Genomic DNA, 21,594 nt, shown 5'->3' with positions numbered 1-21,594 from the left:
TCATGGCGATTTTAGTCAATAAAGATACCAAAGTGTTGTGCCAGGGCTTTACCGGCAAACAAGGGACGTTTCATTCCGAACAAGCGCTGGCTTATGGCACCAAAATGGTGGGTGGCGTGACGCCAGGCAAAGGGGGCCAGCGCCATCTGGAGCTGCCCGTATTCAATACCATGCGCGAAGCCGTGAAGGAAACCGAAGCCAATGCCAGCGTGATTTACGTGCCGCCGCCATTTGCCGCTGACTCCATTCTGGAAGCCGCAGATGCAGGCATTGAGCTCATTGTCTGTATCACCGAAGGCATTCCGGCTCTGGACATGCTCAATGTCAAAGCGGCGCTGCGCGCTAATGGCACCAAACTGATCGGCCCAAACTGCCCAGGCGTGATCACACCGGACGAATGCAAAATCGGCATTATGCCGGGCAGCATCCACAAACGTGGCAAGGTCGGCGTCGTGTCACGCTCTGGCACCCTGACTTACGAGGCTGTCCATCAGACCACGGCCCTGGGCCTAGGCCAGACCACCTGTGTCGGCATTGGTGGCGACCCGATCAAAGGCTTGAACTTTATTGAATGCCTGGAACTCTTTCAGAAAGACGTGGAAACCGAGGCGATCATCATGGTTGGTGAAATCGGTGGCAGTGATGAAGAGGCTGCGGCTGACTACATCAAACACCATGTCACCAAACCGGTCGCTGCTTATATTGCCGGCTTAACCGCCCCCAAAGGCAAACGTATGGGCCATGCCGGGGCGATTATTTCCGGTGGTTCTGGCCGTGCAGAAGACAAGATTGCCGCCCTGGAATCCGCTGGCTGTGTTGTTGCAGCCTCCCCTGCTGGTCTGGGTGAGGCCGTCCTCGCGGCCATTCAACGCGCAAACGCATAAAGGAACTGGCATGTATCGTTGCTTACAGGCTCACCATCGCTGGACAGGCATCATTGTTAGCAGCGTACTGCTGATTGGCCTCACCTGGCCTGGCCTGTCTGCGGCGGCCGCCAGCAAAAAACCGATGGCCGAGGACAGCGCGCCTTTTCGCGATGATGAAGTGTCTTACCTGCTCATTGCCGCCGCCAAAGGCGACCTGGCCACGGTCAAAGCCTTGTTAAAAAGCGGCGCCAACCCGAATGTCACCGATGGCGACAAACTGACGCCCATCATGTATGCCGCCCGTAAAAACCAGGCGGAAGTGATCCGCGAGTTGTTAGCCGGTGGCGCCGACATTAATGCCAAAGATCAGGGTGGCTGGACAGCACTCATGTTTGCGGCCAAGAAAAATAATCTGGATGCCGCCAGAATGCTGATGGAAAAAGGTGCCGATGTTAAAGCCCGTGACCCGGCCGGCTGGAGCGCCCTCGGCCTGGCGGCCACCTCCGGCTACAGCGAACTGGTGGGCCTGATTATCGCGCGTGGTTTTGATGCTAATGTGCGGTCTTCGGATGGGAAAACTGTGCTCATGTATGCGGCCAAAAGTGGTGATGTACCCACCATTACCACGGTATTAACCAAAGGCGCTGACGCCAATCTCAAAGACAAGCTGGGCACCACTGCGCTCATGATTGCCGCCCGAGAGGGCCATGCCGCCGCCGTGAGCTATTTGGCAGAACATGGTGCAAAAGTGGATGAGGAAGATGAACATGGCTGGACAGCCCTGACTTGGGCGGTGAAGAAAAATCAGCTTGAAGCAGCCAAAACACTGCTTGAGCATGAAGCAGATGCCAACCAGAAAGACAGCGAAGGCACGCCCTTGCTGCACCTGGCAGTGAGCAACAATGCGCCGGAAATGGCGCGATTGCTGCTTGAACATGAGGCCAATGTCAAAACACGTGATCAATACGGTTTGACCGCTTATGTCTATGCCCTCAAAGGCCAAAACCCGGCCATGGTAGAACTGATCAAGGCTGCGGGTGGCAAGTATTAAGCCCTGCAGCCCATCCTGAATGAAAAGCAGATGAAACTTGCAATTGCTCAAATGAACTGCATGGTCGGTGCCATGCAGCAAAATGCGGAACACATTCTGGCGCAAGCCGAAGAGGCTTATCGAGCGGGCGCACGCCTCTTACTGACACCAGAACTGGCGTTATGTGGCTACCCTCCAGAAGATTTGCTGTTCAGACAGGATTTTTATCACGCCAACACGCAGGCACTCAATTGGCTAGTGCAGCGTCTGCCTCACGACATGGCAGTCATTGTTGGACATCCTGATGAAGTGGCAGGCAAACGCTACAACGCTGCTTCGGTAATCCATACTGGCAGGATACAGGCGACCTATCATAAACATCACTTGCCCAACTACAGCGTCTTTGATGAAGAGCGCTATTTTGAGGCGGGTCAATTGCCCGTGGTGTTTGAATGGCATGGCGTACGCTATGGCGTGCTGATCTGTGCGGATAGCTGGGAGTCAGGCCCTGCCCTGCAGGCCCTGCAAGCTTCGGCACAAGTGCTGCTGACGATCAATGCCTCACCTTACCATTTGCACAAACAGCAGACACGTTACCAGGTATTGCGCGACCGCATCCGCGAAACCGGGCTACCCATGGTCTATGCCAACATGGTCGGCGGCCAGGACGAACTGGTGTTTGATGGCGCGTCTTTTAGCATGAACCGGTTGGGAGAACTGGTGCAAGAGCTGCCCATGTTTGAAGCCGGGCTGGCTTACCTGACCATAGACGGCACGACCCCCTTGGCCACCGACATTACGGCGCCGTTGAGCACCGAATCCGCCGTATATAAAGCGCTGGTACTGGGTCTGCGTGACTATGTCAATAAAAACAAATTCCCCGGGGTGGTGCTAGGCCTGTCTGGTGGCATAGATTCCGCCCTGACACTCGCCATCGCCGTGGATGCACTGGGTAAAACGCGCGTCAAAGCAGTGATGATGCCCTCTGAATTTACCGCCGGCATCAGCGTGGCAGATGCCGCTGAAATGGCACAACTGGTTGAGGTTGAGTACAGCGTATTACCCATCAAACCGCTATTTGAAGGATTTTGTGCGACCTTGTCTGAGGAGTTTTCCGGCAAGTCTTTTGATACCACCGAAGAAAACCTGCAGGCCCGCATCCGTGGCATGCTACTGATGGCCATCAGTAACAAGTTTGGCAGCCTGGTGCTCACCACCGGCAACAAGTCAGAAACCGCTGTCGGCTACAGCACCTTATACGGTGATATGGCGGGTGGCTTTGCCTTGATCAAGGATGTACCCAAAACCCTGGTTTACAAGCTGGCAACCTACCGCAATGGCCTGAGCCGGGTGATCCCTGAGCGGATTATCACACGTGCCCCTAGTGCCGAGCTCAGAGAAAACCAGACCGACCAGGACAGCTTACCGCCCTATGAGGTCTTGGATGCCATCATGGAAGCCTACGTCGAAAAAGACCTGAGCATCGCGCGTATCATCGAAATGGGGTATACCGCCAGTGATGTGCAGCGCGTGACCCGCCTGATTGATCGCAATGAATACAAGCGGCGGCAAGCGGCAGTGGGTGTCAGGATTACAGAGCGCGGCTTTGGCAAGGACCGTCGCTACCCGATCACCTGTAACCTGTCATTTTAAGTGCGCGACACGCGAGGCCTTGTGAGGCATGCACAGGACATTTGTATAAAAAGCACTGCTTGCGTAAAATGCCATTGAGAGATTTATCCACGGAGCACATATGAAAAAAGTAGAAGCCGTTATTAAGCCTTTTAAACTGGACGAAGTGCGTGAGGCGTTATCTGCGATTGGCGTCAATGGACTGACAGTCACCGAAGTCAAGGGATTTGGTCGCCAGAAAGGTCACACCGAGTTATATCGTGGCGCAGAATATGTCGTCGACTTTCTGCCAAAAATCAAAATTGAAGTGATTCTAGGATCAGACATGGTAGAAAGTGCGATCGAAGCCATTATCAAGGCCGCCCATACCGGTAAAATCGGTGATGGCAAGATTTTTGTCTCTTCCGTCGAACAAGTGATCCGTATCCGTACTGGTGAAACTGGCGAAGCCGCCATTTAAGCTTTTTTCAATGATCCGGTGACTTTTCCCAAGTCACCCTTTCTTGCCTGATGTTGCATGTCTTTCACACTGATTAAAACCATCCTGCTTCTTTCCACAGCCAACTTGTTCATGTTGTTTGCCTGGTATGGTCACCTGAAAGACTTGCATCAAAAACCGCTTTGGATCGCCATTCTCATCAGTTGGGGCATCGCCCTGATTGAATATTGTTTTCAGGTACCCGCCAACCGGATTGGCTTTACCCAACTCAATCTGGCGCAACTCAAAATTCTGCAAGAAGTCATCACACTGGTGATATTCGTCCCGTTTGCCGTCATGTACATGCAGCAGCCACTCAAGTGGGATTACCTGTGGGCAGGCTTATGTATGATGGGGGCAGTCTACTTTATTTTCCGCACTTGATTCAAACTGTCAGAGAAATGATGGTTAAGAAACAGCGCATACGCAATAAAAAGCCTCACTTAAGTGAGGCTTTTTATTTTTAGTCGTTACTAGCAAAAATCTGCCTGACAGCCGCCAGGTCTTCGGGTGTATCCACGCCGCTGGCAGGCGCGTGATCAGTCACGCTAACGGCGATCTGGTAGCCATGATACAGCACGCGCAATTGTTCCAGGCTTTCAATGCTTTCCAGCGTGGTGACTGGCAAGCTGGCATATTGCTTCAAAAAGCTGACACGATAGGCATAAATGCCAATGTGACGATATGCGGTGAGGGGCTGCTGGCGATCTGCCGTGTCCCGTGCAAATGGAATCGCCGCGCGACTAAAGTACAGCGCGCGCTGCTTGGCATTGAATACCACCTTGACCACATTCGGATTTGTGAAAACCGTCTCGTCATGAATGGCATGGCAAGCGGTAGACATCACCGCCTGTTCATCATTGGCCAAGGTTTGGGCCACCTCGTTGATCAGCACCGGATCAATCAAAGGTTCATCGCCCTGCACATTGACGACGATGGTGTCGTCCGGCCATTGCATGGTTTGTACTACTTCAGCAATGCGGTCTGTGCCAGAAATATGATCGGCCCGCGTCATCACTGCAGTGATCTGGTGCTGCGCGACAGCTTGCAGAATTTGCGCATGATCGGTGGCCACGACCACCTGATTTGCCAGGCTTTTGGCTGCCTGCTCAGCCACGCGGACCACCATGGGTTTACCGGCAAGATCAAGCAAGGGTTTGCCCGGCAGCCGGGTACTGGCAAAACGGGCTGGAACAACAACTTTAAACATGGTTATTCAGCGTATTCATGCTCTTCCAGGCGACGCGCTTCGTCTTCGAGCATGACCGGGATGCCATCGCGTACCGGATAAGCCAGGCGGGCCCCTTTGGACACCAGCTCCTGCTTTTGTTTGTCATACACCAGCGGTCCTTTGGTCACCGGACACACCAGAATTTCCAAGAGTTTAGGATTCATGCCTATTTCCTTTGCATTGTTGCAAACGTCTGATGACGTTTTCCGTCAGGGAAGGATGATCACCAAGCGGCGTGATTTGCGCACTGACTGGCAAATACCAGGCGTTGGTTAATCCCAGATGCTGACATTTTACGGCATCTTTTTCTGTCATCAGTATGGTTTTTTGTTTAAACGGCAGGAAGTCTTCCTTGCGGTAAGCATGGTGGTCGGCAAAGGCGACGGTTTCACAGGTAATGCCCAGATTGGAGACGGTATTAAAAAACCGTTGTGGGTGACCGATGCCGGCAATTGCAACCAATGCCCGCTGCTGCAACTCGGCATTCGACAGATGCGTATTCAGGTCTGTGACTGAGGTCCAGCGGCCCACTTCCAGGCCAACGACATAATGCGCCACAGGCCAGGGGCCGGCAGGGACCTGACCACTTTCTACGATGATATCCACGGTTTGCAAACGGCGCAATCGCTCACGCAATGGCCCGGCAGGGAGTAAGTGACCATTGCCGATACTGAGTGGCCGCTGCACAACGGCAATTTCGATATCCCGCTGAAGCGCATAGTGCTGCAAGCCATCATCACACAGAATCACATTGACTTCAGGATGCGCCTGCAGCAAGGCTAGACCGCCTGCCACACGGTTGGCATCGACCCAGATCGGACAGCCAGTACGCCCGGCAATCAACACCGGCTCATCGCCCAGTGACTGCGGCAAGCTATCAGGCGTCACCTCGCCGGTGTGTTGTCCGCCATAGCCGCGGCTCAAAATCCCGGGATGGTAGCCAGCGGCAAGCAGCTGCTGCGCCAAATAAATCACCACCGGCGTTTTACCGACCCCACCTACAGAGAGGTTGCCGACCACCACCACCGGCACAGGCAAGGCCTGGCTGCTCAACAACCCCACCTGGTAACACAGGCGCCGCAAGCCAGACAATACCGCAAACAGCATGGACAACGGCAGCAGCAAGGCTTGCGCCCATCCCATCCCCTGCCACTGTTTTTCAAACCAATGCCGCAACATCAGTCGTCTTGAAACTGCTTGTGATACAGCCGGCTGTAATACCCGCTTTGTGCCAGCAGGCTGGTATGCGATCCAGTTTCGATGATTCTGCCCTGATCCATGACCAGAATCCGGTCTGCGTTCTCTACGGTACTCAAGCGGTGCGCAATCACGATCGTCGTGCGGTTTTGCATTAAGCGATCCAGCGCCATCTGTACATGTAGCTCGGACTCACTGTCCAAGGCAGACGTCGCCTCATCCAGCAGTAACACCGGCGCATCCTTTAAAATGGCACGTGCAATCGCCAGGCGCTGGCGCTGCCCGCCGGACAAACGGACACCCCGGTCACCGATTTCGCTTTGCAGGCCTTGCGGCATGTGCTCGATAAACTCCCAGGCATTAGCCGCTTTGGCAGCGGCAATGACCTCTTCCTCAGTCGCCTCGCGCAAGGCACCATAGGCAATATTGTTGTAAATGGTGTCGTTAAACAAGACGATATCCTGGCTGACCAGTGAAAACTGTTCGCGCAAGTTCTCCAGGCCATACTCGCGGATATCCACGCCATCCAGCAAAATACTGCCTTCTTGCAGCCCATAGAAGCGTGGTAGCAAATTGACCAGTGTGGTTTTGCCACTGCCGGAACGACCAACCAGCGCCACCTTCTCGCCAGCGCGTATCGTGGCGTTAATGTGGTCCAGTGCGTTGTGTTTGGCCTGCGGATAACGCAAGGTCACGTCTTTAAACACCAGATAGCCCTGCGCGCGGCCAATCCGATGGTGGCCATGATCCTCTTCGGATGCCAAATCCAGCACCTCAAAAATACTCTGCGCCGCCGCCAGGCCCACTTGCAAGTCCTCGTTAGCCGAAGTGATGTGTTTGATCGGTGCAATCAGCATCATCAATGCGCCGATAAACGCGGCAAACTCGCCTACCGTAAATTGTCCCAGGGCATAATAGACCACCAGCCCTAAAGCCAGCGCCGACAACACCTCAATCACAAAGCTGTTCAGCCCCGAGATACGCGCACTGCGCAATTCGAGCTGGCGGTTTTTACCGACCACATCGCCAAAGCGCGTGTTCTCAAAATTTTGCGCGCCAAAAATTTTCACAATACGCTGCGCGGCAATCGCCTCTTCCGCCGTTTTGGTAATCTCGCCAACGGCTTGCTGTACCCGTTTGGCATTTGCGCGTAGCTTGGGCGTAGTCTTGGATAAATACAGCCCCATCAGCGGCGTCACCAATGCAAATACCAGGGTCAGTTTCCAGTCCAGATACAGCATGTAAGCAATCAGGCCTATCACGGTCAGGATATCCCGTACTACGTTATGGGCCGAACGCGTGACGACAATCGATAGCCGCTCGGCATCATAGGTCATCTTGGACACCAGCGAGCCATTGGAATGCATGTCAAAAAAACTCACTGGCAACAACATCAGCTTGGCAAACACCTGTTTACGCATCACTTCGACCACCAGCCTGGTCACAGCGCGCAAGCAGTAAATCGAGAAGAATGAAGCCACAGCGCGAACGACCATCAAGCCAACCAGCATCAGCGGCAAAGTAAATGCTTCCTGCACCGAATGCTGGACAAAGCCTTCATCGGTGACTTTTTTAATCAGGGCCAGAAAAGCGGTGTTACTGAGCGACAACACGGTGGTTGCCACCATGGAGACCAGAAAATAAAACTTGTAACGCCAGGCATATAAAAACAGGCGCTTATATAACAGTTTGGGATTGACGATTTTAGGTAAATCGACTTTTTGTTTGCGGGCCATGCGGGTTCTCTGATTACTTAAAAACAAGCAAGCCCGTCGGTCACAACGGGCTTGCCTGGCACTAAACGGGACAGCTCACAAACAGCCACCACACATTAGTGGCTGTTTACCTGTGTGGCAAAGGTGATATGTGTGTAATTCGCCATCCGGGAGGCTTCCATAATATTCACCACAGACTGGTGCGAGGCCTTGCCATCGGCATTAATGATAATGGTCGGCTCTTTGTCTGCCGGACCGGCCTTGCCTGCTTCGATCAAGGCGGCTGACAAATCAGACACCACGGCGCCATTCGCTTCTTTGCCATTCACCAGGCAACGGCCGCTGGCATCGACCTCCACGGTAATGGTCAATGGTTTTTCTTGAGGGGCATTGGCATCCGCGGTCGGCAAGTTAATCTGCAACTCACTGGTACGTGAAAAGGTTGCACTCACGATCAGGAAAATAATAATCACCAGCAACACGTCAATCAACGGAATAAAGTTGATTTCGAGCTCTTCGTCGCGGCTACCACGTTTAAAGTTCATGAGACTGCCTTTTTTTATCCTGTCGCAAAATGCTTATCCGCGGTCGCCGTGGATGATTTCTACCAGTTTAACGGCTTGCTGCTCCATATCCACCAGAAAACCGTCCACTTTGCTCTTGAAATAACGATAGGCAATCATCGAAGGCACCGCCACCACAATCCCGGCCGCCGTGTTGTACAAGGCCACCGAAATGCCTCGCGCAAACTGTGCCACATCGTGACCACTGTTCGTGAATGAGCCAAACAGCTCGACCATCCCGATCACCGTCCCCAGTAGCCCCAGCAAAGGTGCTACAGTGGCAATGGTCCCCAGGGTGGGCAGGTATTGTTCCAGCTTGTGTGCAACCGCACGGCCGGTTTCTTCAATCGCTTCTTTGGTAACCTCACGTGAGTGCCCCATATTCGCCAACGCACTGGCAAAAACGCGACCAAGTAAAGAGTGTGCTTCGAGGCGGCTTAAGGTTTCACGCGTGACGCCGCCCTGCTTTAACCAGTTTTGCACTTCAGGCAATAACTGGTCCGGGGTGACAACTGAAGCTCTCAAGGCCCAGAATCGCTCGACAATAATGGCAAACGAGATCACAGAAGCGATAACCAGAGGCCAGATTGGCCAACCGGCCGCTAAAATAATTTCCCACACAGTGATGACTCCAATGGTTTTTTTAAACTTCCGCTACTTTAGCGTTAACCTGCCCTGAGGGCAAGTTTTGTGCGGTATCTAAGCGGTTACAAAAGCGCTTTTGCACAATGTGGGCGATCGCAGAGGCAGTCAATCCCAATAATGCGGCTCAACCTGGCGCCAGGTCAAGACCGTTGGGTGATTGCCCTGTGTAAAATCCAGCATCACCGCGCCATGCTGATCTGAGCGATAGCGTTGACTGTCTATCGCTTCGTAGCGTGATAACACCGCCTGCTTGGGGTGGCCGAACCGGTTAAGATAGCCCACCGTGGCAATCGCGATGCTGGGTTTTACCGCCTGGACAAACGCAGGACTGGAGGAGGTTTTGCTGCCATGATGCGGCATGGTCATCACCGTAGAAGCCAGATTTTTCCCAGACTGCTCCAGCAACCGTTGCTCACCATATTGTTCGATATCCCCTGTCAATAACAGACTGCCATGGGCAGAGATCACCTGAATCACACAGCTTTTATCGTTATCTTTAAGGGGAGTTTCTGGTTGCGCCAAAGGATAAAGCACCTTGAAACTGACCTGGTCCCATTGCCAATGCTGTCCGGCCTGGCAAGCAAGATGTGGCATGCTTGCCGCCTGCGGAATCGCCTGCAGTTGCTCAAAAAAAGCCGCGTCTGTGCCGAGTGAGCTTAACAAGTGTGTGGCTGGCACGCCAGCCAGCACCGAGGCCATGCCACCGACATGATCATTATCGTCATGCGAGACCACCGCCAAATCCAGCCGGGACAGGCCCAAGTGGCGCAAATAAGGCAGCACAATCCGTTGACCGGCATCACTGTCTTCATGATAGACCGGCCCCGCATCGTAGAGCATGGCATGGCTAGCCGTTTGCACCAGCACACTCAAGCCCTGGCCGATATCCAGCACAGTGACGCGCATGTCCCCTGGCTTGAGCACTGACGGGGCAGGCAAGCATAAAGGCAACCAGAGTAGCAGCCCAAACCAGCGTAATGGCCAGCCTTTGGGTAACAGTAACACCAGCATGCCTAACATTGCCAGCAGCCAGGCAGACAGTGACGGTGTAGGCAGATACCAGACTGCCCAGGATAATTGGCTGAACCAATGTAATAGCCAGGCCAGTCCCTGCCACAGCTGTGCTGCCAGCATTAACAAGGCATCCACCGGCAACATAGCGCCGGCAATCGCCAGTGGCACCACGCCCAGGCTAACCAGTGGAATCGCCAGAGCATTGGCAAACGGGGACACCAGAGACACCTGGTTAAACAATAGGATCAGGATAGGCACAAAGGCCAGCGTAATCATGCTCTGTGTATGCACCGCGGCCCGCCAGGCACTCGGTGGACGCAAGCGTCCGCCCATGCCAAAGGCGAGCAAGGCCACTGCGCCAAAAGACAACCAGAAACCCGGCGCCAGCACCGCCCAGGGATCCAGCACGACGACCACCCAGAGTGCCACACTGAGTATCCAGGAAAAAGGGAGTTGGCGGCGCAGACTGAGCATGCCTAGCATGGTCAGCAACATCCATAAGGTACGCTGTGTCGGAATGGAAAATCCGGCCAGGGCGGAATAAACCACCGCCACTAACGCCCCACCCACCCGGGCCGCCAGTGTGGAGGGCACATATAGCGCCCAGCGCGGTTGCTTTCGCCACACCCAGCCCGTCAATAAATAACCGAGGCCAGCCAGCATCGTAATATGCAGGCCAGAAATACTGATTAAATGATTAATCCCGGTATCGACAAACAATTGCCAGTCCGCACGCGAGATCTGGCTATCATCACCGATAACCAAAGCGCGCAGGACGCCACTGGCCGGGCTGGGTCCCAGCACCTGCTGGATTCGCTCCCCCACCAGCGCTCGCCAGTGCGCAACCATGGCAGCGGGTTGCCAGACCATGGCTTGCAGCTTGCGCATCGGTGCTTTGGAGACTATAGAGCCTGCCGCGCCGACTTGGTTGGCCAGGCACCAGGCAGCATAATCAAAACCATGCGGATTGCGCGTGGCATGGGGTCGTTTGAGCTTGACGGTGAATTGCCAGCGCTCTCCTGCTTGTAATAACGGTAAAGCATTGCGCGACGTGGCCGGGGCATGACGATATGACTGCTCGTAGAGATGCAAGCGCAGCCTGGGGGGCAACGGGCAATGTGCGTTGAAGGTGCGCTCAACGGCAACATCCACATGCTGGCCTCGTGCATCGCGCGCTGGCACGCTCACAATCACAGCTTGAATCTTGAGTGGCTGTTGTTCACACGCCTGAGACAGAGCCGTTTGCAAGCGCCAGGCCGCGCGCGCCTGCGCCCAGGCAAAGCCGATGGCAGCCACCAGCAAAATACAGCCAAGCCGACGGCAAAAAAGGCGAACCGCTGAGGTTAGCCTGACACCCCCGATATGGCGACTGTTCGCCAGTAGCGCGACCAGTCCCAAGGCTGCTAGCCAGCCCAGCCAAACCGGGAGCGACCATAATTGCGCTTGTTGCTGAAACAGCCAGACACCGAATAATAATCCCAGTGTGGCGCCCGGCAACATGACGGCTACTCGTCAGCCAGTCCTTGTGCGTCCGGCAACAGGGGTTGCAAGCGCCCATCCTGCAAACGATATTGCTGATGCATGCGTGCCGCCAGCGACAGATCATGAGTCACGACCACCAGCGCAGTGCCCTGTTGCGCCTGGATCTGCAACAGTAACTCAAACACTTGTTGTGCCGTTTGCCGGTCCAGGTTGCCGGTTGGTTCATCGGCCAATATGCAGCGTGGCTGAGTGACTAATGCACGGGCCAGGGCCGCGCGCTGACGCTCACCGCCTGACAACTCACCAGGGGTATGTTGCAGACGATGCGCCAGACCGACCTGCGTCAAGTAATGTGCAGCCTTTTCCAGCGCCTGCGCCCGTGGCATGCGACGAATCAGTAGCGGCATGGCCACATTTTCCAGCGCACTGAACTCTGGCAGCAAGTGATGAAACTGATAGACAAAGCCCAGATACTGGTTACGCATGGCACTTTTTTCAACTTCGGAGAGCCTGGTTAACGGCTTGCCCAGCCACTGCACCTCGCCATGCGTAGGCGCGTCCAGACCGCCCAGCAAATGCAACAAGGTACTTTTACCACTGCCCGAAGCGCCAACAATCGCCACATGATCACCTGCCGCCAGTTGCAAGTCGACCCCGGTCAGCACCGAGGTATCCAGCGCTTCATACCGCTTGGCCAAGCCCTGGCACTGCAATACCCAATTACTCATAACGCAAGGCCTCCGCCGGATTCATACTCGCCGCACGGGCACTGGGATACAAGGTCGCGACCAGACTGAGCAGGATAGACAGGCCCACAATCGCCGACACATCCGACCACATCAGCTTGGAAGGCAAATCACTGATGTAATACACGTCTTTGGACAAAAACTGCACATTAAAAGTATGTTCAATCCAGGGCACCACAGTCTCGATATTGAGGGCCAACAACACGCCAAGCACCGCCCCCGACAAGGTGCCGATAATGCCTATCATCGCGCCTTGCACCACAAACATTTTGCGTATGCTTTGCGGGGTTGCGCCCATGGTGCGCAGGATGGCAATATCCGCACGTTTGTCAGTTACCGCCATCACCAGTGTAGAGACAATATTAAATGCTGCCACCGCCACGATCAGCGCCAAAATAATAAACATCACTCGTTTTTCGAGCTGGATCGCCTTAAAGAAATTGGCATGTTGCTGGGTCCAGTCAGTGACGTAATAATTGGGTCCCAGCGCCTGCACCAGCTCGCGGCTGACGCGGTCGGCCATAAACAAGTCATCCAGCTTGAGTCGCAAACCAGAAACCTGATCACCCAGCCGGTAGAGCTTGGCCGCATCGTCCAAATGAATCAAGGCCAGGCCCGCATCATACTCATACATGCCAACCTGAAAAATCCCGGCCACGGTAAATTGCTTAATGCGTGGCACCAATCCCGCCGGAGTCACCTGCCCTTGCGGCGCCATCAACACCACCTTGTCGCCAACACGCACGCCCAGCGCCAGCGCCAGGTCTGCCCCCAATACAATATTGAATTGGCCTGGCTGCAAATCGGTCAGCTTGCCAATTTTCATCTGGGTTGCCAGGTCAGAAACTTTGCCTTCCTGTGAAGGTAACACGCCACGAATCAGCAAGCCCTGCACCGCTTCGTCATGCGTCAACATGCCTTGCGCCATGATGTAAGGCGCCACACCGGTGATGGGGCTGGCAACCGCCTTGGCCGGAATCTGTTCTATCTGCTGCTGCAAATGCTGCCAGTCCGGCAACCCGGCTTCAAAGCTACGCACTTCAATATGCGAAGCCACGCCTAAAATGCGCTTTCTGAGCTCATCCTGAAAGCCGTTCATGACCGACAACACGACAATCAGGGCCATCACACCGAGGGCAATGCCTATCATGCTGGTGAGGGAGATAAACGAAATAAAGTGATTGTTGCGTTTGGCGCGTGTATAGCGCCAGCCTATCCAAAACTCATAAGGCAGGCGCCGCGCGAGCGCGCTGAAAAAGGTGTCATTCTTCATGGCCGCATCTTAACAGCTTTTAATGGCATCGCGATACCTGCCCACATTGAAAGCGCAACTCAACCCAGGCGCCCCTCAACAGTTTGTCAGCCAAATCCGACCCAAAAATGCGGGCATGGCCGACTGAACCCGGGCAAGCTTGCCTTTAAGATGCACTCAGGTCGATGGCATGTACATCGACTGACACAACGATCTAAATCAAGAATGTAATCATAGGAGACTCGAGATGAACAAAGACATTTTCGAAGGCAACTGGAAGCAGCTTAAAGGCAAAGTCAAAGAACAATGGGGAAAACTGACCAATGATGACTTGGATGTGATCGAAGGCAAACGCGACCAGGTCGCAGGCAAAATCCAGGAACGCTATGGCATCACCAAGGATGAAGCCGAGAAACAGCTCAAAGCCTGGGAAGACAAACACCGCCACTAAGGCCTGTGCCATACCCACTTAGCATGATGCAACGCTTGGCGTTTTAGCATCATTGTCTAAGCAGAGGCGCCCCGCAGGACAAGCCCAGCTTGTCCTGCGTTGTATCTGCCTATCAGGCCTTAACCTGTATTGCGCAAACTGGTAGCAATGCCATTAATGGTCAGCGGAATGGCCCACTTGAGTTTTTCATCGGTTTCTCCATTGCGGTAACGCTGTATCATTTCCACCTGCAAGTGATTGAGCGGATCCAGATAGGGCAAGCGGTCGCGAATGGACTTGGCGATGACCGGCTGAGTGGCCAGACGTTGCGTGGTGCCCAGCAGCAGATTGACCGCGTCGGTGGTCAGCTTGTGTTCATGCGCAATGCGGCTGAAAATTTCTTCGCGCAAGGCCTTGTCAGCCAGCAAATGGGCATAATGGCGGGCCACGATCAGGTCGGTTTTGGCCAGCACCATATCGACGTTGTTGATCAGGGTATTAAACAGCGGCCAGTGTGCCTGCATCTCCAGCAACATTTCCAGACGCGCCTGCTTCAAGGCTGGGTCGTGCGCTAAAAACTGGTGAATGGCGCTGCCCAGACCATACCAGCCTGGCAGCAGCAAGCGGCACTGCCCCCATGAGAATCCCCACGGAATCGCCCTTAAATCCTCAATCCGTCGCGTCGATTTGCGCGCGGCGGGCCGGCTACCCAGATTGAGTCCGGCAATTTCCTCAATCGGCGTGGTATTGAAAAAGTAATCGGCAAAGCCCGGGGTTTCATAAACCAGGCTACGGTAGCTGGTCATCGCCGTGGCTGAGAGGGCTTCCATCACGCTTTCAAACGCACGCCGTTTGGCGGGCTCCAGCTGGTCGGCCGGGAACAAGGTGGCATCCAGCGTCGCCGCAATCAGGGTTTCCAGATGCTGGCGGCCGACCACCGGGTCTGCATAACGCGTGGAGATGATTTCGCCCTGTTCGGTCAGGCGAATCTGGCCATCGACGGTGCCGATGGGTTGCGCCATGATGGCCTGATAGGTTGGGCCACCGCCGCGGCCAACCGTGCCGCCACGGCCATGGAACAGGCGCAACTTGACGTTGGCCTGGTTAAACAGTTCCACCAGCGAAATTTCCGCTTTATACAACTCCCAGTTCGAGGTCAAAAAACCGCCATCCTTGTTGCTGTCCGAATAGCCCAGCATGACTTCCTGCTCATTGCCCTGGAAACGGATCACATGCCGGATGCCGATCAGGCTCAGCCATTTGCCCATGATCATGGGCGCGTCGCGCAAGTCGGCAATGGTTTCAAACAGTGGCACGATATTCAGATCAACCTGAATATTGGCCGAGCCCCACACGCCGCGCAACAAGCCAGCCTCACGTTGCAGCAAGGCCACTTCCAGCAGGTCAGACAAGGTTTCAGTGTGCGAAATAATATACTGGCGTACCGCATGCTCACCAAAGCGCTGGCGCACCTCGCGTACGGCTTCCAGCACGCCGATTTCCTTGTGCACCAGCTCGGAATATTGCTGAAAAGGCGAAAACAGCAGGCGCGGTTGCTTCAGTTCTTCGAGCAAAAGGCCGATTTTCTCTTCCTCGTTAAAACTGGCGTAGTCAAAATCGTAGCCCGCCTTATGTAACAGCTCGCTAATCACCGCTTCATGCACGTCAGAGGACTGGCGGATATCCACGGTGGCCAAATGAAACCCAAACGTGACGATGGCTTTAATCAACTTGCCCAGCCGCGGATAAATCAAGGCCTCGCCATGGTGACGGCGCAAAGAATCGGCAATGGTCTGCAAGGGGTGCAGCAAGGCCTCAGGATCTTCGTAAGGCTCGTTGCCGACTTCTTCCGGCAAACTCCAGCTGGCATCGGGTAGCAAATGGCTGGCGGTCACCAGCAAACGGTCATGCACGCCATTAAGCGCGAGCCGGTAGGGTTCATCCAGCCGATGCGATGACTGGTCGCGCGAAGCTTTCGCCAAGGCCAACACTGCGTCATCCACACCAACCACGCGCGTGGACACAGCCAGCTCGCGCTTGAGCGCGGCCAGCTCTTGCAGATAGAACTTGAACAAGGTGGTGGCCTGCAGGCGCACACTGTCGCGCAAGGTGGTGCCATTCACAAACGGATTGCCGTCACGGTCGCCACCAATCCAGCTACCCATGCGCAAAATACCTGGCAAGTCCATGCCGGGCAGCCAATCTGCCAGGTCGCGCTCGATATCCTGCAGGATTTCAGGGATCACATGTAAGAAGGTACTTTCGTAATAGGTCAGTGCGTTTTCAATCTCATTGAGCACACTGAGCTTGGAGTAGCGCATCATGCGGGTTTGCCACAAGGCCGACACCGCACCTTGCAACAATAGCTTGTTGCGTGCCAGTTGGCGCTCAGACACCATGTGCCCACGCTGCCCCAGCAACTCCGCAATCAGCTGCTCAATGTCCAGCACACTTTTACGCTGCACCTCGGTCGGATGCGCAGTCAGCACCGGTGAGATCAGTGCGTCCTGAAGCAGTTGCTGGATTTTTTGCGGCGCGATGCCAGAGGCCTTGATTTGTGCCAGCGTGTGCGACAACATGCCAGGCGCAGGTGTATTTTGCTGGCAATGGCCGAGTTCCTGCCCGTAAAGATCTTCGGCCAGATTCACCAGATGTTTGAAATAAGCCAGTGCACGCACCACGCGCACCGTATGCTCCAGACTCAGGTCAGCGAGCAACTGCTCAAGATCTAACGAAGCCTGCTGGTCATGATTCTGGTGAAAACGCAATGCGGCTTGCCGGATGGCGGCAATTTTCTGCGCAACCGCTTCGCCCTCCACCTCCAGAATGGCCTGATCAAGTAAATCACCTAACAACTGAATATTGTTGGACAGCCGCATTTCCGCCGTTAGCATGGCGTCGGCTGCAAGTTTTTTTATCATGATGCCTCTCCTCTAGCTTAGGTTATCCCTAGCAACAAGCAGGCCATCTAAAAAAAAGATTTTTTTACTTTAAAATCAGCGTATTGGAAGAAATGAAACTCAAGCCGCTCAGACGATGCGGTTCCCATGCACTGCCAACAGGCAAACCGGTGCACCGATTTGGGCCTCGAATCATATCGGCAACAGTCGCGTTGAACGCAGACTTTCCATTAGGCCCTGAAACGGCAAGGCCGCAGAGTTTGATGGATGTTTTGCGGAAATTTGCACAAGCAAAGACGCCGCAGCGATGCATCACATGGCGTTTCCTGAGGCATAATAGACAGATGAAATGCATCAACCTCGATCATTGGATGGCACAAATCCTGACCGTCTGGCAATCGTTGGCCGCGCAGAGCGTTTGGCTGCAGGATGGCTTTTTGCTGCTGATGTGCCTGATCATCGGCTTGCTGCTATTCCTGTTTGGGACCGTGATCGGGCTGTTTACGCAATCACTGTGGGGTATTTTTACAACGGGTCGCCAGGGCAGCGACGAAGAGCACAAGTAAATAAGCGCTATTCTGGCGTCAGCCAGCGGGCGATCGCGTCGAGCTCTGCCGCACTGTCGCTGTCAAAATCTGCATACTGATGACCGCCGGTTCTGGCATACCAGTATTCACTATTCCAACGGTCACCTTCTATTTTATGCAATACCGCATGTATCCAGTTGGCAGTGGGGTCACTATACGCCTGCGCAATCTGATGTGCGGCATGCCAATCTCCGGCTTGCGCCAGCCTCACTGCCTGCAATAACAATGTCCGGTTAGACATGCTTGGGATATTCAATCGTCCCTTTCTGGATGAATTCGATTTTATAGCCGTCCGGGTCTTCGATAAAAGCAATGACGATGGTGCCGTGTTTCATGGGCCCCGCCTCGCGCACCACTTTACCGCCCTTGGCCTTGACCAGCTCACACGCTTGATAGGCGTCATCCACTTCAATCGCCATATGACCATAGGCGGTGCCCATGTCATAATTAGTTTTGCCGTAGTTGTAGGTGAGCTCCAGCACGGTGTGGTCGTACTCGTTACCATAGCCGACAAACGCCAGTGTAAACTCGCCGTCAGGATAATCCTGGGTACGGATTAATTTCATGCCCAGTACGCCGGTATAAAAGTCGATGGAACGTTGCATATCGCCCACGCGCAACATGGTATGTAAAATCCGCATTGATATCTCCTTGATCTCTGATTTTTTTAATCTGTTGTGGACGTAACCGGTCCACTCGGCTTAACCCCGCGTGGCAACAATGCGCTGATATTTCTCCAGCAACTGTTCCTTAGTTTCGCGCCGCTCAGGGTCTAGCGGAATGCAGCTGATCGGGCAGACCTGCTGACATTGCGGTTTATCGTAATGGCCGACGCACTCGGTACACAAGTCGGGGTTGATTTCATAAATTTCTGCGCCTTGCGAGATGGCTTCATTCGGGCACACGGGCTCGCACACATCGCAGTTAATACATTCATCGGTAATAAATAAAGCCATGATTTTCTTTACATCGCTACAGAGGCGCCATCACTCAGGCGATCGCCAGTTTTTGCTTGATTGCCCGTTCGACGCCAGGTGAAACAAACTGGTTCACATCGCCTCCCAGGCGCGCCACTTCACGCACCAGGCTGGAGGAAATAAACATGAACTCTTCCGCCGGGGTCATGAACAGGGTTTCCAGTTTGGGATAGAGCTTGCGGTTCATGCCCGCCAACTGAAACTCATATTCAAAATCACTGGCCGCACGCAGGCCACGGATCACCATCTGCCCGCCCTGCGCCTGCACAAACTGCATGAGCAAACCGTCAAAGCCGACCACACGGATGTTATCACCTGCAAACACCGACTCTGCCAGCGCAACCCGCTCTTGCAGGCTGAACAAGGTTTGTTTGCTGGTGCTGCCAGCCACCGCCACAATCACTTGGTCAAACAGCTTGGCCGCCCTGCGCACAATATCCTCATGCCCCAGGGTGATGGGATCAAAGGTGCCTGGATAGACGGCAATTCTGGTTTTACTCATCGCTTGCTTCCGTAATCATCGTTGTGTCGTTGCTGGCTGCCGCTGACTTGATTGCCTTAATCCGTGCCAGCAGCCGCATCGGCTGACGCGGGTTGCAGCAGGTGAAAATAGACCTGACCCGCTTTGCCCGATTTGACCACCTGCCAGCATGCATCGGATTTTAACGCATATTCGGCCTCAACATATAGCCAGCCTTCAGGCGCCAAATGCCTGGGCAGCACAGGCAACAATTGCGCCAGCCAGTCCTGGCGATACGGCGGGTCACAAAAAATCACGTCAAACGGCTGTTGATTGCTGCTCAGAAAAGTTCTGGCATCCATTTGCTGGATGCGGGCCTGGGTCGCCTCCAGCAAACGCTGGTTCTGGCACAAAGCCGCATAAGGCGCTTTGGCCAATTCGAGCATGGTGACCGCTTTGGCATTGCGAGACAGCGCTTCAAACCCCAGGGCACCGGTCCCCGCAAACAAATCCAGGCAGGTTTTGCCTGTCAAGTCCTGGCCCAGCCAGTTAAAGACGGTTTGCCGCACGCGGTCTGGCGTAGGGCGTAGCCCTTCGGCATCGGGAAACTTGAGCACACGGCTACGCCATTTCCCGGCATTCAATCGTACCTGATTCATGAGCGGTGGTTGATTCGAATAAATAAAGCAGCATTATCCCAGATTTTGCACCCCGACTACCCATGGCCTGCGCTAAACCGAGGGTGCACCCAAGTCATCGTGTTATGATTTCGTTAATTCATCAAGGAATATTGCTATGGAGTTCTTATTTGGCTTTGGTCTGCTGGGCGGCGTGATCGCGCTGGCGCTGTCACTGTTTTGGGTATGGATGCTGATTGATTGCCTGGCCAATCAAAGTGAAGACAAGCTGGTGTGGTTTCTGGTGATTTTCTTTTTAAACCTGCTGGGGGCCTTTTTATACTACTGGCTGGCGAGAAAAAAGCGCATGGCTTAATCTGACCCCGCTCACCGCAACAGACACAAAAGCAAAAGCCGGCAAACTGCCGGCTTTTTTGTTATTCCGCACCAACGATCACGGTGGCAAAATGCTCAGGATGGATGCGGCGCTTGAACGCATCATTCACCTGTTGCACAGTGACGGCTGCGACCTTGTCATTAAAACTATCCAGGTAATCCAGCGGCAACTTGTAAAAGCCGATCATGTTCAGGTACTCCAGAATCTTGCTATTACTGTCTATACGCATGGGAAAACCACCAATCAGGTTATCCTTGGCCGCAGCCAGCTCCTTTTCTGTCACGCCTTGATCGACAAATTTCTGTACAGTGGCCATCACCAGTTTGAGCGCTTCTTCACTTTGCTCTTTTTTGGTTTGCAGCCCGATCTGGAACGGTCCCAACTGACTCATGGGCATAAAGTAGCTATACACGCTATACGCCAGACCGCGCTTTTCACGGACTTCCTCGGTCAGACGTGACACAAAGCCACCGCCGCCCAAAATATAGTTACCCACATACAGCGCAAAGAAATCTGCATCGCCGCGCTTATTGCCAGGCTGACCAACCAGGATGTGTGCCTGCATGGCCGGATGCGGCACTTTTTTCAGTTTAGGCGCAGACAACGCTGGCACGGCTGGGATATCGGCCACCGCAGGTCCTGCTGGCAAGCCGGCGCTCAGACGCTGCGCAATTTGCCGGGCCTGATCCGGGGTCAGATCCCCCATCAGGGCGATCACGGCAGACTTTGCCGTATAGTGGCTTTGATAAAACTGCCGCAACTGGCTCACCGTCAGCGATGGCACCGTACCCACTTCACCGTTTTGATCCAGGCTGTAAGGATGCATGCCGTACACCGCCTGCATAAAGGCTTTTTGCGCAATGCTATCCGGCTCCGTTTCGGCCTCTTGCAACGCGGCCACAATACGGGCTTGCTCACGGCTCACGACGGCTTCAGGAAAATCCGGCTGGTGTAACACCAGCGTAAACGCGTCCAGTGCGGCCTGCTGTTCGCTGGTCAAAGTACGTAACTTGAAGCTGGCGCGGTCTGCATCAAAACTGCCCCCCAACACCGCGCCCACATCGGCAAAGCGGTTAGTCAGCGTTTCCTCTGCCAACCCGCCCGCGGCCATACCCATCACATGATGGGTTAACGCGGCGGCGCCACTGCTGTCTGGCTGGTCATAAGCGCTGCCTGCACGAAAATTGATGCTGACATCCATCATGGGCAAGGCATGATTTTCAACAAAATAGACTTCGCTGCCCTCCGCGGTGGTCCAGTGCTGAATATTCAGTGCGGCGCATGCCAGGCTGGCATAGCCTTGTAGCAGGCTGATCAACAAGACGGTGTTGAATACCCGGTGTTTAAATAAAGTAACGACTTTCATGAAATTCCC

The 21,594-nt window shown here is 54.3% G+C and carries 24 protein-coding genes; 8 read left to right on the top strand and 16 right to left on the bottom strand.

Annotation, left to right across the window (positions count from 1 at the left end):
* The first annotated feature begins 2 nt into the window (after positions 1 to 2).
* The 5 genes from sucD to ACFQ1T_RS07215 all read left to right on the top strand — a co-directional run bounded on the left by sucD (position 3) and on the right by ACFQ1T_RS07215 (position 4,390).
* Positions 3 to 884, top strand: a complete 882-nt coding sequence (sucD, locus tag ACFQ1T_RS07235; RefSeq protein WP_379075251.1) for a succinate--CoA ligase subunit alpha — start codon at positions 3 to 5, stop codon at positions 882 to 884.
* A 10-nt stretch (positions 885 to 894) separates the two neighbouring features.
* The gene (locus ACFQ1T_RS07230) at positions 895 to 1,917 is read left to right on the top strand and encodes an ankyrin repeat domain-containing protein (RefSeq protein ID WP_379075248.1); all 1,023 of its coding nucleotides are present in this window, start codon (positions 895 to 897) and stop codon (positions 1,915 to 1,917) included.
* 30 nt (positions 1,918 to 1,947) lie between these two features.
* A complete protein-coding gene (locus ACFQ1T_RS07225) occupies positions 1,948 to 3,549 on the top strand; it encodes an NAD+ synthase (protein WP_379075245.1) in 1,602 nt (533 codons plus the stop codon).
* A gap of 100 nt (positions 3,550 to 3,649) precedes the next feature.
* A complete protein-coding gene (locus ACFQ1T_RS07220; RefSeq protein ID WP_194748319.1) occupies positions 3,650 to 3,988 on the top strand; it encodes a P-II family nitrogen regulator in 339 nt (112 codons plus the stop codon).
* A gap of 57 nt (positions 3,989 to 4,045) precedes the next feature.
* The gene (locus tag ACFQ1T_RS07215; protein WP_379075242.1) at positions 4,046 to 4,390 is read left to right on the top strand and encodes a DMT family protein; all 345 of its coding nucleotides are present in this window, start codon (positions 4,046 to 4,048) and stop codon (positions 4,388 to 4,390) included.
* 79 nt (positions 4,391 to 4,469) lie between these two features.
* Here the strand turns inward: ACFQ1T_RS07215 and kdsB are convergent, their stop codons facing one another.
* The 9 genes from kdsB to ACFQ1T_RS07170 form a co-directional block, all read right to left on the bottom strand.
* On the bottom strand, positions 4,470 to 5,216 hold the full coding sequence (kdsB, locus tag ACFQ1T_RS07210; protein ID WP_379075239.1) for a 3-deoxy-manno-octulosonate cytidylyltransferase: 747 nt from the start codon (positions 5,214 to 5,216) through the stop codon (positions 4,470 to 4,472).
* A gap of 2 nt (positions 5,217 to 5,218) precedes the next feature.
* Positions 5,219 to 5,401 carry a Trm112 family protein gene (locus ACFQ1T_RS07205; protein WP_194748322.1) on the bottom strand — a complete coding sequence of 61 codons (183 nt, stop codon included), beginning with the start codon at positions 5,399 to 5,401 and terminating at the stop codon, positions 5,219 to 5,221.
* Complete coding sequence (lpxK, locus tag ACFQ1T_RS07200) at positions 5,391 to 6,416, bottom strand: tetraacyldisaccharide 4'-kinase (protein ID WP_379075236.1); 1,026 nt, start codon at positions 6,414 to 6,416, stop codon at positions 5,391 to 5,393. The genes ACFQ1T_RS07205 and lpxK overlap by 11 nt, the downstream gene beginning before the upstream one ends.
* Complete coding sequence (gene msbA, locus ACFQ1T_RS07195; RefSeq protein WP_379075233.1) at positions 6,416 to 8,170, bottom strand: lipid A export permease/ATP-binding protein MsbA; 1,755 nt, start codon at positions 8,168 to 8,170, stop codon at positions 6,416 to 6,418. The genes lpxK and msbA overlap by 1 nt, the downstream gene beginning before the upstream one ends.
* A 95-nt stretch (positions 8,171 to 8,265) precedes the next feature.
* The gene (locus ACFQ1T_RS07190; RefSeq protein WP_194748325.1) at positions 8,266 to 8,694 is read right to left on the bottom strand and encodes an ExbD/TolR family protein; all 429 of its coding nucleotides are present in this window, start codon (positions 8,692 to 8,694) and stop codon (positions 8,266 to 8,268) included.
* 33 nt (positions 8,695 to 8,727) lie between these two features.
* A complete protein-coding gene (locus ACFQ1T_RS07185; protein WP_194748326.1) occupies positions 8,728 to 9,333 on the bottom strand; it encodes a MotA/TolQ/ExbB proton channel family protein in 606 nt (201 codons plus the stop codon).
* Positions 9,334 to 9,462: 129 nt separating this feature from the next.
* Positions 9,463 to 11,871: a DNA internalization-related competence protein ComEC/Rec2 gene (locus tag ACFQ1T_RS07180; RefSeq protein ID WP_379075229.1), complete on the bottom strand. Its 2,409-nt coding sequence runs from the start codon at positions 11,869 to 11,871 to the stop codon at positions 9,463 to 9,465.
* A 5-nt stretch (positions 11,872 to 11,876) separates the two neighbouring features.
* Positions 11,877 to 12,581, bottom strand: a complete 705-nt coding sequence (gene lolD / locus ACFQ1T_RS07175) for a lipoprotein-releasing ABC transporter ATP-binding protein LolD (RefSeq protein ID WP_379075226.1) — start codon at positions 12,579 to 12,581, stop codon at positions 11,877 to 11,879.
* Positions 12,574 to 13,872 carry a lipoprotein-releasing ABC transporter permease subunit gene (locus ACFQ1T_RS07170; RefSeq protein ID WP_338654932.1) on the bottom strand — a complete coding sequence of 433 codons (1,299 nt, stop codon included), beginning with the start codon at positions 13,870 to 13,872 and terminating at the stop codon, positions 12,574 to 12,576. Before ACFQ1T_RS07170 ends, lolD begins: the two co-directional genes overlap by 8 nt.
* Before the next feature lie 226 nt (positions 13,873 to 14,098).
* Between ACFQ1T_RS07170 and ACFQ1T_RS07165 the strand changes: the two genes are divergently transcribed.
* Positions 14,099 to 14,302 carry a CsbD family protein gene (locus ACFQ1T_RS07165; protein ID WP_194748330.1) on the top strand — a complete coding sequence of 68 codons (204 nt, stop codon included), beginning with the start codon at positions 14,099 to 14,101 and terminating at the stop codon, positions 14,300 to 14,302.
* Between the two features lie 119 nt (positions 14,303 to 14,421).
* On the opposite strand, the gene ppc is transcribed toward ACFQ1T_RS07165, so the two are convergent.
* Positions 14,422 to 17,202 carry a phosphoenolpyruvate carboxylase gene (ppc, locus tag ACFQ1T_RS07160; protein WP_275356027.1) on the bottom strand — a complete coding sequence of 927 codons (2,781 nt, stop codon included), beginning with the start codon at positions 17,200 to 17,202 and terminating at the stop codon, positions 14,422 to 14,424.
* A 323-nt stretch (positions 17,203 to 17,525) separates the two neighbouring features.
* Between ppc and ACFQ1T_RS07155 the strand changes: the two genes are divergently transcribed.
* The gene (locus tag ACFQ1T_RS07155; RefSeq protein WP_379075221.1) at positions 17,526 to 17,747 is read left to right on the top strand and encodes a hypothetical protein; all 222 of its coding nucleotides are present in this window, start codon (positions 17,526 to 17,528) and stop codon (positions 17,745 to 17,747) included.
* 7 nt (positions 17,748 to 17,754) lie between these two features.
* Here ACFQ1T_RS07155 and ACFQ1T_RS07150 read toward each other — a convergent pair whose 3' ends face one another.
* Genes ACFQ1T_RS07150 through rsmD form a run of 5 tightly spaced genes read right to left on the bottom strand, consistent with a single transcriptional unit; the run spans position 17,755 to position 19,864 of the window.
* On the bottom strand, positions 17,755 to 18,009 hold the full coding sequence (locus tag ACFQ1T_RS07150) for a hypothetical protein (RefSeq protein WP_379075218.1): 255 nt from the start codon (positions 18,007 to 18,009) through the stop codon (positions 17,755 to 17,757).
* The gene (gloA, locus tag ACFQ1T_RS07145) at positions 18,002 to 18,409 is read right to left on the bottom strand and encodes a lactoylglutathione lyase (protein ID WP_313986571.1); all 408 of its coding nucleotides are present in this window, start codon (positions 18,407 to 18,409) and stop codon (positions 18,002 to 18,004) included. Before gloA ends, ACFQ1T_RS07150 begins: the two co-directional genes overlap by 8 nt.
* 60 nt (positions 18,410 to 18,469) lie before the next feature.
* Entirely contained in the window at positions 18,470 to 18,724 is a 255-nt protein-coding gene (locus ACFQ1T_RS07140; protein WP_275356035.1) for a YfhL family 4Fe-4S dicluster ferredoxin, read from the bottom strand.
* Positions 18,725 to 18,758: 34 nt separating this feature from the next.
* A complete protein-coding gene (gene coaD / locus ACFQ1T_RS07135) occupies positions 18,759 to 19,247 on the bottom strand; it encodes a pantetheine-phosphate adenylyltransferase (protein WP_275356037.1) in 489 nt (162 codons plus the stop codon).
* A 56-nt stretch (positions 19,248 to 19,303) separates the two neighbouring features.
* Positions 19,304 to 19,864 (bottom strand): 16S rRNA (guanine(966)-N(2))-methyltransferase RsmD, encoded by a 561-nt coding sequence (rsmD, locus tag ACFQ1T_RS07130; RefSeq protein WP_313986578.1) that lies wholly within the window; start codon positions 19,862 to 19,864, stop codon positions 19,304 to 19,306.
* Positions 19,865 to 20,000: 136 nt separating this feature from the next.
* Between rsmD and ACFQ1T_RS07125 the strand changes: the two genes are divergently transcribed.
* Positions 20,001 to 20,198 carry a PLDc N-terminal domain-containing protein gene (locus ACFQ1T_RS07125; RefSeq protein WP_194748338.1) on the top strand — a complete coding sequence of 66 codons (198 nt, stop codon included), beginning with the start codon at positions 20,001 to 20,003 and terminating at the stop codon, positions 20,196 to 20,198.
* A 61-nt stretch (positions 20,199 to 20,259) separates the two neighbouring features.
* Here the strand turns inward: ACFQ1T_RS07125 and ACFQ1T_RS07120 are convergent, their stop codons facing one another.
* Positions 20,260 to 21,585, bottom strand: a complete 1,326-nt coding sequence (locus tag ACFQ1T_RS07120; protein WP_379075212.1) for a M16 family metallopeptidase — start codon at positions 21,583 to 21,585, stop codon at positions 20,260 to 20,262.
* Between the last annotated feature and the right edge of the window lie 9 nt (positions 21,586 to 21,594).

It is taken from the genome of Methylophilus glucosoxydans (assembly GCF_042676145.1).
Lineage (GTDB): Bacteria > Pseudomonadota > Gammaproteobacteria > Burkholderiales > Methylophilaceae > Methylophilus > Methylophilus glucosoxydans.
The sequence above is the reverse complement of the archived record's forward strand: the minus strand, read 5'-3'. Positions and strand labels throughout refer to the sequence as shown.